This window comes from Gemmatimonadota bacterium (genome assembly GCA_016712265.1).
Classification (GTDB): domain Bacteria; phylum Gemmatimonadota; class Gemmatimonadetes; order Gemmatimonadales; family Gemmatimonadaceae; genus RBC101.
On the sequence record JADJRJ010000027.1, the window covers coordinates 445,527 to 463,489 of the forward strand.

At 66.1% G+C, this 17,963-nt stretch carries 13 protein-coding genes and 1 tRNA gene; 6 read left to right on the forward strand and 8 right to left on the reverse strand.

What is annotated here, in order from left to right:
• Positions 1-11: 11 nt before the first annotated feature.
• Entirely contained in the window at positions 12-779 is a 768-nt protein-coding gene (locus tag IPK85_06300; protein ID MBK8246993.1) for a metallophosphoesterase family protein, read from the forward strand.
• A gap of 140 nt (positions 780-919) precedes the next feature.
• The gene (locus IPK85_06305) at positions 920-2,389 is read left to right on the forward strand and encodes a hypothetical protein (protein ID MBK8246994.1); all 1,470 of its coding nucleotides are present in this window, start codon (positions 920-922) and stop codon (positions 2,387-2,389) included.
• Positions 2,390-2,462: 73 nt separating this feature from the next.
• Here the strand turns inward: IPK85_06305 and IPK85_06310 are convergent, their stop codons facing one another.
• The 4 genes from IPK85_06310 to IPK85_06325 all read right to left on the reverse strand — a co-directional run bounded on the left by IPK85_06310 (position 2,463) and on the right by IPK85_06325 (position 6,437).
• A complete protein-coding gene (locus tag IPK85_06310; GenBank protein ID MBK8246995.1) occupies positions 2,463-3,332 on the reverse strand; it encodes an alpha/beta fold hydrolase in 870 nt (289 codons plus the stop codon).
• Positions 3,333-3,439: 107 nt separating this feature from the next.
• Positions 3,440-5,491 carry a CocE/NonD family hydrolase gene (locus IPK85_06315; protein MBK8246996.1) on the reverse strand — a complete coding sequence of 684 codons (2,052 nt, stop codon included), beginning with the start codon at positions 5,489-5,491 and terminating at the stop codon, positions 3,440-3,442.
• Positions 5,492-5,654: 163 nt separating this feature from the next.
• Positions 5,655-5,727: transfer RNA gene (locus IPK85_06320), tRNA-Phe, on the reverse strand.
• Between the two features lie 239 nt (positions 5,728-5,966).
• Positions 5,967-6,437 (reverse strand): DUF1801 domain-containing protein, encoded by a 471-nt coding sequence (locus tag IPK85_06325; GenBank protein ID MBK8246997.1) that lies wholly within the window; start codon positions 6,435-6,437, stop codon positions 5,967-5,969.
• Positions 6,438-6,490: 53 nt separating this feature from the next.
• Here IPK85_06325 and IPK85_06330 point away from each other — a divergent pair, with 53 nt between their 5' ends.
• On the forward strand, positions 6,491-7,063 hold the full coding sequence (locus IPK85_06330) for a DUF1211 domain-containing protein (GenBank protein MBK8246998.1): 573 nt from the start codon (positions 6,491-6,493) through the stop codon (positions 7,061-7,063).
• On the opposite strand, the gene IPK85_06335 is transcribed toward IPK85_06330, so the two are convergent.
• Positions 7,017-10,052, reverse strand: a complete 3,036-nt coding sequence (locus IPK85_06335; GenBank protein MBK8246999.1) for a hypothetical protein — start codon at positions 10,050-10,052, stop codon at positions 7,017-7,019. The two genes, IPK85_06330 and IPK85_06335, sit on opposite strands and share 47 nt — an antisense overlap.
• 57 nt (positions 10,053-10,109) lie before the next feature.
• The gene (locus tag IPK85_06340; protein ID MBK8247000.1) at positions 10,110-11,687 is read right to left on the reverse strand and encodes a long-chain-fatty-acid--CoA ligase; all 1,578 of its coding nucleotides are present in this window, start codon (positions 11,685-11,687) and stop codon (positions 10,110-10,112) included.
• 152 nt (positions 11,688-11,839) lie between these two features.
• On the opposite strand from IPK85_06340, the gene IPK85_06345 reads away from it, so the two are divergent.
• The 3 genes from IPK85_06345 (at position 11,840) to IPK85_06355 (ending at position 15,695) form a co-directional block, all read left to right on the forward strand.
• Positions 11,840-13,186 carry an insulinase family protein gene (locus IPK85_06345; protein MBK8247001.1) on the forward strand — a complete coding sequence of 449 codons (1,347 nt, stop codon included), beginning with the start codon at positions 11,840-11,842 and terminating at the stop codon, positions 13,184-13,186.
• Positions 13,187-13,341: 155 nt separating this feature from the next.
• Positions 13,342-14,766 (forward strand): insulinase family protein, encoded by a 1,425-nt coding sequence (locus tag IPK85_06350; GenBank protein MBK8247002.1) that lies wholly within the window; start codon positions 13,342-13,344, stop codon positions 14,764-14,766.
• 50 nt (positions 14,767-14,816) lie between these two features.
• Positions 14,817-15,695 (forward strand): tetratricopeptide repeat protein, encoded by an 879-nt coding sequence (locus IPK85_06355; GenBank protein ID MBK8247003.1) that lies wholly within the window; start codon positions 14,817-14,819, stop codon positions 15,693-15,695.
• 416 nt (positions 15,696-16,111) lie between these two features.
• Here IPK85_06355 and IPK85_06360 read toward each other — a convergent pair whose 3' ends face one another.
• On the reverse strand, positions 16,112-16,354 hold the full coding sequence (locus tag IPK85_06360) for a hypothetical protein (GenBank protein ID MBK8247004.1): 243 nt from the start codon (positions 16,352-16,354) through the stop codon (positions 16,112-16,114).
• A 295-nt stretch (positions 16,355-16,649) separates the two neighbouring features.
• Positions 16,650-17,402, reverse strand: coding sequence for a hypothetical protein (locus IPK85_06365; protein MBK8247005.1), 753 nt, complete (start codon positions 17,400-17,402; stop codon positions 16,650-16,652).
• Positions 17,403-17,963 lie beyond the last annotated feature (561 nt).

The following is a 17,963-nucleotide window of genomic DNA, read 5'->3' on the forward strand; positions in this document are numbered from 1 at the left end:
GGAGCCACCACATGCGCTACGCGCTGATCTCCGATATCCACGCCAACCTCCATGCGCTCGATGCCGTGCTGCACGACATCGATCATCGGGGAGATATCGACGCCATCTACCACCTCGGCGACCTCGTCGGGTACTCCGCCTTTCCCAACGAGGTTATCGCGCGGCTGCGCGAGCGCGGGATTGGCGGGATCGCCGGCAACTACGACTCCACCGTCGCGACCGACTACAAGCATTGTGGGTGCAAGTCGGAGACGCCGCGGCAGGAAGAACTCGCGCACATCAGCTACGAGTTCACGCGCGCCACGGTGAGCGGCGCGAACAAGCAGTGGCTGGCAGGACTTCCCTTCTCGCTCGACCTGCACCCACTCGGCGGGCACGCGTCCGGGCCACGCCTCGTCCTGGTGCATGGCACGCCCACGCTCAACACGCTCTACTGGACCGAGGATCGTTCCGACGAGTTCTGCCTCAAGATGGCGAGCGTGGTCGGGCTCAAGGCTGGTGATGCGATCGCCTGTGGCCACACGCACAAGCCGTGGCACCGCACGGTGGACGGCATCCACTTCATCAACACGGGAAGTGTCGGCCGGCCGAAGGACGGCGATGCGCGCGCCGGCTACGTGCGCCTGGAGCTTGGCGCGGGAGAGGCGCGCGTGGAGTTCGTGCGGGTATCGTATGACATCGAGGCCGCGACATCTGCGGTGCGCGCGGCGGGGTTGCCGGAGGATTTTGTGGAGTTCCTGCGCACAGGGGGCAAGCCGGTCGCGGCGACGGCATCGTAGGGAGGCGCTTCGACCCGGCGGAAGTCCGCGCCAACGGAGTATCATTACTTACGCGCAAGTATACTCATACGAGAGTATACCATTGCATGTAGGGGCTGGCGGCATTACTCATATGGAAGTGTACTTCTCTGTGAGTATAGATGCCTGGAATTGTCGACCGTGACACGGAACAGCAGGAACTGCGCGCGCTCCTTGATCGGGGAACCCAGCAACTCGCGCTCCTCTACGGACGACGACGAATCGGGAAGACCTATCTCCTCAATCACATCTGGTCCGGAAAGCAGGTCTTCTACTTCACCGGCGCGGAGACGACCGAGGCGCAGAACCGAGCAACGCTGGTCCAGGACCTGGCCGACTGGTCCGGGGACACGCTTCACGCAGAAGACTACCCGACATGGCGGCAGGTCTTTCGACTCCTCCTTGAGGTACGGAATCCAGAGCCCCTCGTCGTCGTGCTCGACGAGTTCCAGTACTTGGGGACGACGCCAGAGGAGTTGGGGAGCATTGCGTCGGAGCTCAATGCGGTGTGGGAGCAGCAGCGTCCGAATCGCCCCTTCTTGCTGATTCTATCTGGTTCGGCAGTCAAGACGCTCGAGGCCCTCGACGAAGGTGGAGCGCCGCTCTACGGCCGTTTCACCTGGAAAGCCAAGCTCGAGCCGTTCGACTACGGCCATGTCGGGGAGATGGTGCCGTTCGCATCACTTCGGGACAGGGTGCGCTGCTACGCGGCGTTCGGCGGCACGCCACGCTATCTCGCGGCACTCGATCTCGATCAGACACTCGACGAGAACATCTCGCGCCTCCTCCTCGATCCGCGTGGAGAGGTTCGTTCGCTCATCGAGACGGCGCTTGTACAGGAACGCGGCCTTCGCGAGGTCGCCAAGTACCAGGCGATCCTGCGCGCCATCGGTGTAGGCAGTACTGAGTTTGCCGAGATCAAGATTCGTGCAGGCTTGCAGGGGGACGCCGATACGGTCGTACGCCGTATGCTGGAGAAGCTGATGCACCTGGGATACGTGCGTAGTGAGCGCAACATGGGGGCCAAGGCCACTGCCGCGTTTCGCTATCGCATCGACGATCCGGCCTTTGCGTTCTACTATGCCTTCGTCACACGCTTTGAGGCAGCCTTGGCGCGGAACGACGCGATGTCCATCTGGAGCCAGCACGTCTCGGGGATCTTCGATGGTTACATCGGGCATGTCTTCGAGCGCGTCGCCGAACAGGGGTATCAGCGGTTGCGGGTGCGACGCGACCTTCCGCTTGTTAGCGATTGGGGGCGTTGGGAGGGGCAGGACAGTGAGCGACAATCGCGTGAGATCGATATCGTCGCCCCCCTCGTCGACGGCCGGGTGATGACCGGCGGCGTCAAGTGGAACTCGACACCAGTCTCAGCCAAGTGGCATCGACATCATATGGAGGGACTGCACCGACTGACCAGGTCTGGTGTGGCGTGGGCACATGCGGCCGCCAAGCCGGAGTCACCACTGCTGTGGGTGGCGGCCGGCGGCTTCGAACCCGAATTCGCATTGGCGATTCAGCAGGAGCGCCCTGAGGTCTACCTGTGGGACCTCGAGACGCTGTATGGCGCAGACGCGATGTGGATGAAGTAGTCGCGACAGCTGCGGTCGTCCAAAGCAACGCCACCATGCACCGCCTGCTGGCCTCACGACCCCGACGGATCCTTCACCGCGCCAGCCACATGCGGATCGTCCGGTTCACCATCGCGGTGGCATCGTGCTGCACAAAGTGACCCGCCCCAGGAATCGTCGTGATGGTGAGGTCCTGTCCCACCCACTGCCAGGTGTCGTTGAGCGCCCCCGGGAGCAAGTACCGATCTCCCAGCCCATGAATCATCAACACCGGGGCCTGCACCTTGGTCACCGGTGATGAATCCACCATGTAGGGCTCACGCGGATAGTTCTGCCTGTAGTAGGCGAGCATCCCCTCGGCGTCCGACCGCCGAAAGGCCTCCACGTACTTCGGCCGGGCGGCCGCATCCGTGACCCACGACGCCAGCCCTTCCGGCGTGAGCGCGCTGGCCGCATCAGGCATCTGGAAATTGCGCGCGTATTGGCTGTTGCGCGCCTGCTCCGCATTGGTGGCCAGTTCTCGCCGCAGGCCACGCATGTGCGGCAGGTTGAGGATGATGAGCTTCTCGACGAGTGCGGGGCGCATCATCGCCACCGCCCAGGCCACCGCCCCGCCCCAGTCGTGCCCCACGACGATGCCCCGTTCACGGCCCAGCGCGCGCATCACCGCGGCGACATCGTCCACCAGGAGCGCCATGTCGTACTGCTCCACACCTTTTGGCTTGTCGCTCAGGTTGTAGCCACGCTGGTCCATGGCCACCACGTAGTAGTCGTCCGAGAGCGCCGTCATCTGGTGGCGCCACGTATACCAGAAGTCGGGAAAGCCATGGATCATGATGACCAATGGCTTTTGCGCGTCGCCGAGCGCGGCGTAGTGGATGCGGACTCCGCCGGTGGAGACGGCGTAACCGTGGGCGACCCGGCGTTCGAGGTCATCAGGAGCCGACTGCGCGGGGGCGGACATGCTGAGAAGGGAAAGAAGGAGTACCGCCAGGGATCGCATGGTTTCGCCGGAGAAGGGAGGTACACCGTGCCGGGCACCTGGGCCAATGATGCACGCGCGCCACCTGTTCAGGGTATGGGCAGCTCCTGCCACTCCACGGTCGCGCGCGGCCCCGCCGAATCGGTGCGCACCCGATAAATCACACGAAGGTCCCGGTGGCCGGAGCGCCGGATCGTGCGCGTGGTGACATACTCGATCACCTGCCGATACGGTGGCGCCTTCGTCAGGTCGATGCGCCAGTCGACCACCTGCTCCATGGTGCCGCCAGGTACGGGCTGTTGGGCAGTCGCTGCGGAACGGTAGGTAACGGTGTTCGCCGTGAGGTCGTGCTCCACCGAATAGCGCGGACCGTTGGGGTCGCGTACGGGAATGGGCGCCGGTGGCAGCAACGCCAGCCGCGGCGCCGGACGCGGGGCAGCCGCCGCGGGGACCACGGGAAGGACGAGCCGCGACACCCCCGCGACGCCATCGTGCGCCACGTGCACCGTGTTCTCCGCCGGGAGCGGGTTGGGCCAGTTGGAGGGCCAATCGCTGGAGGCGATGGTGACGCGGATGCGATGCCCCTTTCGGAAGAGGTAGGACACGTTCTGCAGCGTGGCCCGGTACCGATACGCAACACCCGGTGTGATCTCACTCGTCGGGACCACCTTCCACTCGGCCGGCGTCCGGGGATTCACGTCGGACTCGCGGTATGAGGAGTTGAGCCACCCACGCGTCACCAGGTCGGATCGCCCGTCCGGCGACACGTCGCTGAGCTTGATGGTGAAGTCGGTGTTGGCCGCGGTCGACGTGGCGACGAAGGTGATCTCGGGCATTCCCGTCGACTCGACGTCACCCCCCAGCGGCCCGGTCGTGTAGGTGAGCGATTCTCCCTCATCGATCCGCTGGTCGGGAAGGACGAGGTAGTCCTCGTACCGCGCATCGAACCAGGTGCCGTAGGGCCCGGAGGCGCTCCCCACCCACGGACGGTAGCTGAACGTTCGCGCGGTGGTGTCGCGTGGCGCAGTCACAGACAGGGTGCCGTTGCCGTCGAGGAAATAGGTCGTGGGCACCGTTCGGGCGATGGGCCAGCTGTCTTCGGACCGCCACGCGTTCTCGCGCATGACGAACAGGGTCACCGGTGGCTCGCGCGTGATCCCGGTGTCGATCCCCTTGAGGAAGTGATCGAACCAGGCAAGGACGGTGCGCGAAAAGTCGATGGGATGTGCGGGTCCGAAGCCCCCATGGGTCCAGGGTCCGACAATGAGCTTCTGCGGGATCCGCTTCGCCTTCAGCACCTGCCAGGTGAGGTAGGCCTCGTCGTGGTTGCGCGCGTGATCGAAGTAGTTGCCGACCTGTAGTGTTGGCACCGCGTAGTCGGCGTACTTGCTGCGCAGGTCCTTCTCCTGCCAGTACGCGTCGTAGCGGTCATGTGCCCACTGCGGCGCAAAGAACCCTTCCCAGCCGTTGTCACGCACCTTCGCCTGCCACCGATCGAGGTCGAGCGTGGGCTCGCCGTCAGCCCCGGGATACACGGGTCCGCGCAGCATGGTGGAGAGGACGTTCGACGCACCATGCCAGACGTAGGGGTGGTTGGAGCGCACCCCACCAGGATACCAGTGGTCGCCATAGAAGTTGGCGTACGAGCTGTTGACCGCGATCGCCGCGAGGTGCGGCGGCTTGAGCGCCGCGACCCGCGTGGCATTGATGGCCCCGTAGGAAATCCCCCACATCCCGACCTTGCCCGTGGACCACGGCTGGGCGGCGGCCCACTCCACGACGTCATAGCCGTCACGGAACGAGATGGCGTCGAAGTAATCGGCCATGATGCCGGTGGAGCTGCCCGTGCCGCGCCCCTCCGCAAGCACGGTCACGTAACCCCGCTCCGCGAAGTACGTGTCGAGCGTGCGGCCGTAGGGCCAATAGCGAACCACAACGGGGTAGCGCCCGGGAGCAGCGGGGCGAACGATGGTCGCGCCGAGTCGCGTCCCGTCGCGCATGGGGATGAAGACCTCGTGCTCGACAGTGACCGCGTGGGTGGGTGGTGCTGGTGGGAGCGGGACCGGAGTCGACTGAGCCACAACGGGGCGGCCGACCGCCAGGAGGGCGATCAACGCGGCGGCGAACGTGCGAGCGGTCATGCGTCTCGTGAACCTGGGGAGCGATCCCGGGAACGATGCAGGCGCCGAGGACGATTTGCCAAACCTCGTCCTGCTTGGCGCGGCAGCCTGGCTGTGCCGGCGATGCCCGAATGGAAAACGGGCGCCCCGAGTGACCTCTGGGCGCCCGCTTTGGATCCATCAGTGGCTAGGGACGGAATCGAACCGCCGACACGCGGATTTTCAGTCCGCTGCTCTACCAACTGAGCTACCTAGCCAGTCCCCGAACCGCAGGGGAGAGCAAACATAACCCGTCCGGCAGTCCAAACGGGAGCCCCGCTCCCCCACAACACCTGTGGGGGCGAGCAAGCCATCCCCTTGCCGTACCGACACTTGGGTGGGACGCGACCTCCCGACACCCGGTCCCCGCTTTCGCAAAGAGACGTCGCTGGCGCCGTCCGCAGCGCGTGCGGCCCCCCCGGGTGCGTCTCCCCGTGGCCGCCCTACCCCATACGCCCTACCCCGATTTGCGTGCCTTCCGCGCACTCCCCTTCACCGCCGCGTACCGGGCCAGGTAGGTCGCCAACGGCACCTTCGCGATGCACTCCCCCAGGACGTCGAGCGGCAGCTGATCGAGTGACTTGAACCGCACGCACGACTTCCCCATGTCGAGCTTCTTCCCCGTCGCCTTGTACGCCGCCGTCCACCACTTCTCCAACGTGGGATCGCCGTACACCGCCATCAGGTAGACGGCGTAGTTGTTCTTCTGCGCCGCGAGCCCCGCGTACATCAGCGGCTGCTTGTTGTAGGTGTCCGGAAAGGTCGAGAGCGGGACGTACCAGGTGATCATCCCGTAGTTCATCCCTTCCACGTACCCCTTCGGCAGGTGCTTGCGGACTATCCCGCGCACCTTGGCGAGCACCGCGCGGCGATCCGCAGGCAGCTCCTTCAGGTAGGCGGCAACCGTGACCGCGCTGCTGCTGGCCATTCCACTCCTCCAGGTTGTATTTCCGTTCAGCGAACAACCTCACCGCACTTCCCATGACCCGCAACCGGCTCGAAGCGTTCTCCGACGGCGTCCTCGCGATCGTTATCACCATCATGGTGCTGGAGCTCAACGTGCCGCACGATCCGTCCTGGGCCGCACTCCGCGCCTTGTGGCCGGTGTTCCTGAGTTATGCGTTGTCCTTCGTCTACATCGGCATCTACTGGAACAACCACCACCACATGCTGCACGCCGTCCAGCATGTGAACGGCTCGGTCCTCTGGGCCAACCAGCACCTGCTCTTCTGGCTCTCGCTCGTCCCGTTCGCCACCGCCTGGATGGGCGAGAACCACTTCGCCCCGCTCCCGGTGGCCCTGTATGGCGTCTCACTCCTCATGCCCGCCATCGCCTACACGATCCTCGCCCGCACCCTCGTGCAGCTGCATGGGGCCGACTCCGCCTTCACACGCGCGTTAGGCAGCGACCGCAAGGGCAACGTCTCGCTCGTCCTCTACGTCGTCGGGCTGCTCCTCGCACTCCGCTTCCCTTGGTTGGCCCTCGGCATCTACGCCCTCGTCGCGGTCATCTGGTTCGTGCCCGATCGACGCTTCGAGCGGGCGCACACCTAACGCCGACCCGCCGACACCCGCGCGAGCAATTGATCCAACACGTCGGCGTTCGCCTGCCGACAGCTCGCCCCCCACCGCCGGCCGCGCGCGGCCGGACCAGCGAGTTGTCCATCCACGCCATCGCCCCGGTCGACAGGAGCCACCCCAGCGGGGGGTCCACGAGGCGGTCCCGCAGGTGCTGGTCGGCCTCGTCGGACTGCGTGACCCCCAGTCCATCGCACACGTTGAGCTGAAAGTAGTGCAGGGGCAAGCTGACATCGTTCACCTGGTGCGTCACGCGCTCGCGCGCATAACTCCCGCGCGCATCACGGGTCGCCATCAGCGCCGTCGGCGGGGACAACAGCTCCCCCACGGCGCCGCGCTTGCTCGTGAGCGGCCGCTCCGTCGCCATGTCCGCCGCACACGACACCGGGTCATTGCAGAGGTACAGGACGCTCACATCGAGCGGCGGAAGACTCCCCTGCACCGCGCGCGCGCGCAGCATCGCGTGCAGGTCCGCGATCGCCGTCAACCCTGAGTTCTCGAAGTAGCCGCCATCGACCAAGGATCCGTAGGACTGCCCGTCCCCCCGATCAATGCGACCCGCGGGGCTCACCAGGGTGAAGCGTGCACTGTTGTGGATCGCCGTCGACAGACGCAGGTCGCGCCCCATCGCCTCCCGCACGCTTCGGGCGTCCAGGAACACGCCTGGATCGTCGACCGGTGAACTGATGTACCGCTTCCCCGTCTGCACATGCGTGGTGTTCAGCAGCAGGACGGGGACATCGCGCGACCGCGCACTGTCCGCATAGAGCTGCAGGAACGGCTCCTCGAGCGTCGTCGTTCCGAACACATCCCGGTAGGAGCGCTCCCAGCTTTCCTCGAGCGCCGTTGCCCGGTCGAACGCGCCAATCGGGAACGGCAGGAACCACTGCAGCATGTCCGGCGCGACCATCTTCCCCAGCACGGGAGAGAGAAAGTCGTCGTCCATGAAGTCCCGGACGCACGCGGTCATCGGCGCGCACGGTGCATTCGCCTGCCCCGCCCGGTCCCGCACCATGGCCGCGAACAACCCGGTGCCCAGGCTTCCGCCCGAGACGCCAGACATCGCGTAGACATGGCGGGCAAACGTAGAGTCGCGATCCTGGAGCTCGGCCAGTGCCAGCGCACTCCAGTACGCGGCGCGCAACCCGCCGCCCGAGGCGGCCACGAAGACCACGGGCACCGGTCCTTCGTGCTCCGCCGCGCGACGCGCAAGCCATCCATTGAAGTGGGCCTGCAACGAGCGCACCTCATGTCGCGTCGCATCGGCGTCCGGCAGGGGCCGGATGTCGTGGTTGTCATTCCACCAGCTGAATGCCACCGCCATCCCGACGAGCAATCCCACCATGGGAAGCCCCGTGCGACGGCCAAGGTGAACCAACATCCCCCCGACGACCACGGCATGCGTCGCCATCAGCGCGAGGATCGGCAGCCCGCCGAGGGCGCGCCCCACGGTGACGCTCTGGAAGGTGAACGCGAGGAGGAGTCCCGCGCTCACGAGACCAAAGGCGATCAACTGGCTCCGCACGCGCGTGCGCTGGGTGTCGGTGATTCCCGTCCTGAGGGTCCGTTTCGTGGTGTCGCTGTCGCTGTCGCGCGCCGTCAGCTCGCGCCTCGAGTAGATGTAGAGATACAGCAACCACGCGGATGCAACGAGCAACGCTGACGCCAGCCGCTGCGGCCAGGGTGCCGGTCGCCAGGCCAGCAGCAGTGCCGCCCCAACCAGCCCGATCATCACGCGACCAATGCGTTGCCGGAACGCGTCGAGCCGTCCGTGCTCCGCCAGGGTGCGCGGCAGGACAAACGCGCCCCACGCCTCGAGCAGTTTCCCGCGCTTCGGTCGCGCGAGCACCATCGACACGAGGTAGGTCCCCACGGCCACACCCAGGAACCACTCCTCCGCATCGGCGACGCGCGCGAACGCGAGGCCGGCGATGACCAGGAGCCCGACCGCCAGCATGCGCGGGATGTGCTCCTCGAAGAACAGCAACCATGAATCCTCCGGATCATCCTCGGTGCGCGTCGCAGGGGACGCGGCCTTCGCCTCTGCCTCCGCCTTCTCCCGCTCGATCCGCTGGCGCAGCAACCCGAGGATCCGTGCGCTGTACCAAACCCCGATCGCACATATCACGAGGGCCGCCACACCAACCACGGCCCGCCACGCGGCAAACGGTCCTTCCGTGAGGCGACGCGCGATGTCCTGGCCCTGAGGGACCACGAGCAGCGGGACACTCCCGAGCAGTGCCGCCAGGACACTAAAGCGTGCCTGCCACAGGACCGTACCACGCTCGCCAATGAAGAGCGTGCACAACAATCCGAGCCCGTAGGCGGCCAGCGCCGTCCACTTGAGGGCGGCGCCAATCGACCCGATCATCACCAGGGCCGATGTGAGCCCGCTGGTCATGATCGCGCCGTCCGGGCGCCACAGTGGCCACGCGGCCACCAGTAGCGCGAGGTTTTCGAACACCAGGTCGAGCGTGGCCGCAATGAACGGCAGGACGACCACAACGGCTGACAGGGGCGGTAGGTCGGCCGGCGGACATGGCTTCTCCCGCGGCCCGAACCTCAGGTATCGCTCAGCCCAGAGGTACAGCGCCGAGAGCGCCAACCCATAGCCCAGCGCAAAGGCACCGTCGACAACCAGGCTCCACAACACCCCGCGCTTGCAGGCGTCCTTCAGCGGGTTCAGCATCTCCGCGAACTCGCGCGCGTCGAACGTGAGCTCCAGCTGGAGGAACGACAGGTTTCCGGGACCGCACGACGCCACGGCCCGTTCGACGAACCCGCCGAGCACCAAGGCAATGCCGCCCAGTGCGGCGACGACGAGGAAGGACCCGTGGGCGCCGCTCAGCGCATCGAACTGCTCGCGACTCGCCACGGCCCGAGCCGGCCGCACGTGCCACAACCCGACCACCTGTTTCAGGGTGCGCATCGTGCCCCCCAGCCAACGCCTGAACGTCGCAGCCATGGCACCACCTCCCCGCTTCGGTGTGACTCCGTGAGGCCCGCAGGGCCAAGAGGCGACCTACTGTTTCGCGATCGCCGACCTTCCCCCGCGCAGCACGTACTTCTGGATCTTCCCGGTGGCCGTCTTGGGCAGCTCGCTCACGAAGTGCACCTCCTTGGGGCACTTGAAGTGGGCCAGCCGCTCCCGCGTGAAGGCGCGCAACTCGTCGCCCGTCGCCGTGGCCCCCGCACGCAACACAACGAATGCATGCGGCGCCTCGCCCCACTTCTCGTCAGCCATCCCGACGATTGCCACCTCCTGCACCGCCGGGTGCCGCAGCAGGCACCCTTCGACTTCAACCGACGAGATGTTCTCCCCACCGGAGATGATCACGTCCTTGATCCGGTCGCGAATCTCCACGTAGCCGTCGGGGTGAACCACCGCCGCATCGCCGGAATGGAACCAGCCATCCCGAATGGCGGCGTTGGTGGCGTCGGGGTCGTTGAAGTACCCCTTCATGACCACGTTCCCCTGGACGGTGATCTCGCCTAACGTGGCACCATCGGCCGGCACCTCGTGCCCGGACTCATCGACCACGCGCAGCTCACCACTCGTGATCAGCTCCACCCCCTGGCGCGCCTTCACCACCGCACGCTCGTGCGGGGGCAGCGCCGCATGTTCGGGACGGGGTTCGCAAATGGTGATGAGCGGCGCCGTTTCGGTCAGCCCGTAGACATGGGTGAGTTCCCAGCCGAGGTCGACCTCGACGCGCTCGATGGTCGCTGCCGCTGGGGGAGCGCCGGCCGTGAAGACCCGCACCCCACGCGGCACCCCACGTCGCTGGTCCTCCGGGGCATTCGAGATCCCGATCAACACGGTGGGCGCCGCGCACAACATCGTCCCTCGCTCGGCGCGGATCACCTCGAACACGCGCGCCGGTTCCACCTTGCGCACGCAGATGTGTGCCCCGCCGACCGCGGTCACGATCCAGACGAAGGTCCAGCCGTTGGCATGGAACATCGGCAAGGTCCACACGTACCGCTCGTCGCACGTCATGTGGTGATGCACCAGCGTGCCGACCGCATTCGTCCACGCATTGCGGTGGGTGATCATCACCCCTTTCTGCCGCGAGGTTGTCCCGGACGTGTAGTTGATGCTGATCAGCTCCGTTTCGGCAATCGCTGGCCGAAGGGGCGCGGCCGTCGTCGCGCCCAGGGTCGACTCGTAATCGAGCCACCCCGGCCGCCCATCACCGCCTTCGAGCGCGACGAAATGCTCCACGTTTGGAAGCTGCTCACGGATCGTATCAATGGCGTCGAGATGGTCGGCATGGGCGCAGACCACCTTTGATCCGCTGTGGCTGATCAGGTAGGTGAAGTCGTCCGGCGTGAGGCGATAGTTGATGGGGACAATCGCCGCACCCGTGGCCGGGACGGCGTAGTACCCCTCCAGGTGCGCGTGCGTGTTGGGGGCGATGTACGCGACGCGATCACCGGGCCCCACCCCCATCCCCTCCAGGGCGGCGGACCAGCGGTCGCAACGGTCGAGGAACTCGCGGTAGGTGAAGCGCCGGTCGCCGTCGACCACGGCCAGTCGCTCGGGATAAAGTCGCCGAGCTCGGCGGGCGAATTCGAGGGGGGAGAAGGGGAGTTCCATGGGGGTAAGCTGTCGCAGGGAGGGTGGGCCCGGTAAGGCCACCCGCCTGGCACTTCGGGGCTCGTCGTGCGTACGATGCCACGCGGCCCAACCCGGTAGCCAACGCTCCAGCGCCGGTGGTGGTCGAACTTACGGACCCGCTCGCCCCCAACATGCGAACCCTCCTCCTCCTCGCCGCGCTCCCCGCGGCATTGTCGGCCCAGGCGCCGCGCCTCAAGGTGCCCGCCACCGTCGACACACTCCCCAACGGCCTGACCCTCATCGTCCATGAGGATCATTCGGTCCCCACGGTCGCGACCAACGTCTGGTACCTGGTCGGCTCTGGCGACGAAAAGGTCGGGCGCACCGGCTTCGCCCACCTCTTTGAGCACGTGATGTTCATGGGGTCGCAGCATGCCCCTTACCCCGAGTTCGACACGCGGCTGGAGGCGTCGGGCTCCTCGAACAACGGCACCACTAACGAAGACCGCACGGCGTACTTCGAATCGGGACCCAGCAACGCGTTGCCGCTCATGCTCTGGCTGGAAGCCGACCGGATGGGCTGGCTCCTGCCGACCATGGACCTCCCCAAGCTCGACGCCCAGCGCGACATCGTGAAGAACGAGCGGCGGCAGAGCTACGAGAACCAGCCCTATGGACTCTCCGGCGACATCCTGCCGGCCGCGCTCTACCCGGCGGGCCACCCCTACAGCTGGAATGTCATCGGCAGCATGGCCGACCTGTCCGCGGCCTCGCTCGACGACGTGAAGGACTTCTTTCGCACGTACTACGCCCCGAACAACGCGGTCATCGTCGTGGCCGGTGCCGTCAGGACGGACTCGGTGCGACGCGCCGTGCGCCAGATGTTCGGTGACATTCCGCGTGGCCCCGCGATCACGCGTCCGACGCCGCCGGCTTTCACGGTCCGCGACACCGTGATCGTGGCGGAGGATCGCGTGCAGCTTCCGCGCGTCTACCTGTCCTGGCACGCGGTGAAGAGCTTTCACGCCGACGATGCGGCCCTCGACCTTGTGAGCTACCTCCTCACGGGCGCGCGCAACGCACGCCTGACCAACGCGATGGTCTACGAGCGGGAGCTGGCGACCAGCGTCAATGCCTTCAACGGCAGCAAGAAGCTGGATGGCGACTTTGCCGTCGTGGCGACGGCGCGCCCGGGCAAGAAACTCAACGAACTCACCGCCGCCATCGACGAACACCTCGCCCGCCTCGCGACCGAAGGCCCATCCGCCCGCGAGTTGCAACAGGCACGGAACGCCATCGAGGCCTCGTTCCTCAACCGGCTGGAATCAGTGAACGCCAAGGCTGACCAGCTCAACAACTACTACTACCTCACGGGCACGGCCGACGGATTCCAGGCTGACCTGGATCGCTACGCGGCCGTGTCCGCCGACGACATCAAGCGCGTTGTGAACACCTACCTCAAGGGCCCGCGGGTCACCCTGAGCGTCGTACCGCAAGGCAAGAAGGAACTTGCCGCAACGCGGAGGACGGTCCAATGAGATCCGCAAACGACGCTGGGTCCCGGCTTTCGCCGGGACGCGTGGGGGGAGCAACGCACGGGGGGTCGACGGGACGCGTTGCCGCGATGTTCCCCGGACAAGCGAGCGACAGCGAGCGCAGATCCGGGGCCCAGCGTCTCATCTGGCGACCGACGATGCTGCTTCTCGTGGCGGCTGCCGTCGCAACGTCGCTCCAGGCACAGCCCGCGTTCGACCGAACCCGCGCCCCCACGCTCGCCCCACCTGCGCGCCTGGTCGTCCCCCCCGTCCTCACCACCTCCCTGCCCAACGGGATCCGTCTCAAGGTGGTCGAGCAGCGAGAGTTGCCGCTCGTCCAGGTCATCGCCTCCATTGACGGCGGTGTGCGACTCGACGGCAAGACCCCAGGCATCTCCACCTTCATGGCGGGGCTGCTGGACGACGGTGCCGGCACTCGCGATGCCGCGACACTCCAGTCGGAGATCGCCTTCCTCGGCGCGAATCTCTCGAGCACGGCTTCGTGGGATGGGTACTCGGTCTCGCTGAAGGTGGCCCTCCGGTCGCTCGACCCCGCGATGGACCTGCTCGCCGACGTCATTCGGCGGCCAACGTTCAGCAGCGCTGAAGTTCGGCGGCAGCGCGACCTCCGGCTCGCCGGATACCTGCAGACGCGCGACCGCCCCGAGGCCGTGGCCGGGTTGGCGTTCAGCAAGGCGGTCTTCCCCGAAGGCCATCCCTACCATCGCGCGACCAACGGCGACTCCGCAACCACGGCCAGCCTGGACTCGGCCAAGGTCCGCGCGTTCTACCAGTCCGTCGTGCGACCGGAGCGACTGACCTTCATCGTCGTCGGGGACATCTCGCTCGCCCAGGCACGGGCAGCGATCGCGGCGCGCTTTGGAGATTGGCGCGCAAGTGGCATGGGCCTCGTGACTCCCGCCATCACGGTCTCACCCACAGTGCGTCGTGCATCGCAGGTGTACCTCATCGACAAGCCAGACGCCGCCCAGTCGGTGATCCAGGTCGGATGGCCTGGGGTGTCACGTACCTCGCCCGACTACGCGCCCCTGATGGTCATGAACACCATCCTCGGCGGGTCGTTTACCTCGCGCCTCAACATGAAGCTGCGCGAAACCAAGGGGTACTCGTACGGGGCGGGGTCCGGCTTTGTCTTCCGCAAGGTGCCGGGCCCCTTCAACGCCTCCGCGTCGGTGCGCACCAACGTGACGGACTCGTCGCTGGTCGAGTTCTTCGCCGAACTGCGCGCCATCCGCGAGACGCCGGTCAGCGCGGACGAACTCGACCGCGCGAAGAACTACCTGGAGCTGCAACTCCCCGGTGACCTGGAGGGGACGACCCAGGTCGCGGGCCAGGTGGCGGAGCTCCAGTCGTTTGGTTTGTCGTTAGGCGAGCTGCCTCGCTTTGCCGCCGCGGTACGACGCGTCACGGCCGCCGAGGTGCAGCGCGTGGCCCGTCGGTACCTCACCCCGGACCGTGCGACCATCGTGGTGGTTGGTGACCTGGCGAAGGTGCGCGCCGGGATCGATGCACTGAAGCTAGGGACGACCGTGGTGTGGGACGTGAAGTCCGTGGTGCGGTAACAGGCACGGCGGACTGGCGGACGTCCTCTGGCGGCGTGCAGCTTGGGGACATGCCAACTCGCCCCTTCGCCGTCCGCGCCCGACGCCACGTCGGCGTGACCACACACACGTTGCTGGTGGCGGCCATGGTCGCCACCGCAGCGCCCCGCCAGTCCATCGCCCAGTCGGTGCAGTATCGCACACCGGCCGGCGTGACGTACCGGTCGCAGGCAGATACGGGCCCCATCGCTCGTGCTCAGCAGGCCGTCGCGGCCAACCCGCGCAGCGTGGATGCCATCCTGGCGCTTGGTGCCGCCCAGTCCGGGGCACGCCAGTTTCGCGAGGCGATCGAGACATATACACGCGGCATCGCCGTCGCGCCGAACAATGCCCTGCTCTATCGCTGGCGCGGACATCGCTATCTCTCGGTCCGCGAGCACGACAAGGCGTTGGCCGACTTTGCCCGTGGGATGGCGCTGGACTCCGCCGTCTATGGCATATGGTACCACCTGGGGGTGATTCGTTTCCTCAAGGGCGAGTTTGCAGCGGCCGCCACGGCGTTTGCGCGCGGGCGCGTCATCGCACCAGATCCCGGTGAACTCGCCGGCAGCTACGACTGGGGATGGATGTCGTTGGTGCGCGCGGGACGACGCGACGAGGCGCGCGCCTTGCTGGCGAGCATGCCGGATTCCGTCACGCGCATTGCCAACGCCTACGCGCAACGGCTGCGCCTCTACAAGGGCGAGCTGCCACCCGGCGCCCTATTTACGCCCGCGGACACAATTGACGTCCAGGTGGCGACGTTGTCGTTTGGCCTTGGCAACTGGCACCTGGTCCGCGGCGACACGACCGCTGCCCGCGCCCAGTTCACGCGGGCCGTCGCGTCCGGAGGGTGGCCGGGCTTTGCGTTCATGGCGTCGGAGTCGGATTTGACCCGAATGCGCCGATAGGCGATCTGCTCCGTCCCGTGGATGCATTTTGCGCTCGCTGACGGCGGGACGTTGCCAGCGAGGTCTAGCTATTCCATCCGACCAAGACTGCACGTTACAGGAACGCATTGGTCCGCAGGAGACGCCTGCCCTGATCGCTGGTGAACCTTCAGGAGGTCACCCCTGCCTGGTCATCGTACCAGCGTCGGGCCGAAGCCGTCGCATGGACCGCGTCAGGAGGGCCTCAGCTCCCCTCCGCGAGCGACAACTGAACGAGCGCAATTGTATCTCGGCGATAGCATCTGGGCTTGCCGATGCAACCGCTGGCGCCGTCCCAAATCCGAGACGGCGCCATTTGCGCGCGAATTGGCAGTTCTTGTTCGCTCGGCCGGGTCCGTGATGGCTTGCCCGAGCCGATCAGGGGGCTCGGGCAACAATCAGTTTCCGAGGGCCACCTGTGCCGCGCGAGATAGGGGCACTTGGGCAAGTACCGTCACGCTGTCGCAGCTCATCAATTGAAGTAGGCCGCGTTCCGCGTTGATCGCCGCCCGCCCTGGGTGCTGCTCTACGAAACGCGCGACCTCAGCCAGGCCAAGTTTGCCAAATTTGTCGAAGTCCGCGTTGAATCGCTCCAGCGCCTTCAGCCGGTCGTCGGGATCCCGCTCCAAGAAGGAGGGCACAAACGACACCCCGCAGTCGACGTGTGAGTTGCAGGCGTCAGTATCGCATCCGTGCCCAGGGCCGATCTTCTCCCCCCCACTCTCTTCCGTTGAATGGCGGTCACTGCACCAAGGAAATCCACAAGAGCAGTCGACGCATGTTGGACAGGCCGAGTCCACCCGTGCCACCTTCGAAGGACTCTCGGAACGCGCTGCGGCAAGTGAGATTGCGGCGATTGCCGCCAAGACAACTAGGCCTCGCATTGGTGTTCCTCCTGAATGAGATGTGTGCATCCAACACCCCCAGCCGGGGGCCCTACGTCTCAGGTGCAACCGCAATGCGAAGCAAGGTGATGACGACTTCCCCGTCATCATCGAAGCTTAGCGCGGCTAGTGTTCCTGCACTCGGCACATACGGTATCGTACCTGACAGTCGACGCGTCACAAGCGGCCTGCCGCTCCGCAAGTCAAAGACATCAAGGACCGAGTCGAACACCTTCGTGGGGTCATCCACCTCCCAGCGCGCCACGTTGGGTGTGACGTGAGAAGCGGCTTGGGAGGCCTCGCGAGGCGCCACGAGCTTCATCCCACGCTTCCAGTCCGATCGCAGGGCGCTTCCAAGGACGACCCCAAGAGTGTCGTTTATCACGCCTAGCGCCGCGATGCCTGGCTGGGGTGGCGTAGGTTCAGCTCGTGGCGCCTCGACGCGATCGCTCTGCGGAGGGAACCAATCCGCTGTTCTGGGAGCCTGAGAAACTCTGGTTCCCCGAATGTCCCATCGCGTCAACTCATATCGAAACGAGGTCCGAGCGGCCCAGACCCCGTTGCCAGTCGTCAGCACTCGTCGATAGTGGATCCGCGCTCGCGTGTCCATGCGAATCACCTCTGTCTGCTCTTCACCAAACGCCACCAGCGTTCGCCCCGTTGAGTCGACCCAGCGCAATGGGAAGCCAGCGAGGTCACGACTGGGCTCAATGGCATTGAGGACGATCGCATTCCCGGGGCCAACGTCCATGTCGAGCACGGAGAAGGGTGTGGGGAAGGATCGCCAGAGGCCCTCGCCTTTCATGCCATCAGTCGCGACTCTCCTGTTGCCTCTGTCTGCTGCCAGCCACCGTTCGCCGGAGATAGCCCGAAGGGCCGTAACGTCTCCATACTCACTCGGGCCGGCGCCTCGCCGCCTCAACACACGCACCGCTCCGCCTGCCTGTGAACTCAGCAAGGGCGTCTTGCCGTCGGCGAACGCAAGAACGGCGATCCCGGACTCAAGGAGAACGATGTCCGAGGGTGGTACTCTCATGAGGTCAGACTTGATCTGCCGCACTGGAGTCAGGACGATGCTGCACTTGCCGCACGCGGGCGGCTGCGCAGTGCTTATCGCCGACGTGGCGGAAAGCATCAGCGTGTACGAGCGCGATAGCCTCACTGCGCCCAGGAGCAGCGGCACCAGGTAACGACGAGCGAGCATCTTCAGCTGCGGTGAAGTGACCACGACACAGCCTGAGCTGGACGATACCGAGGGGAAGGTGCGCCGAAGCTTTCAGCTGGCCATGCTCGGATCACTCTCGTCGCCAGCGGTGATCGCGTTCCGCGTGGCGTGACGACCCCCGAGGTCGCCCGCGCGAAGTGC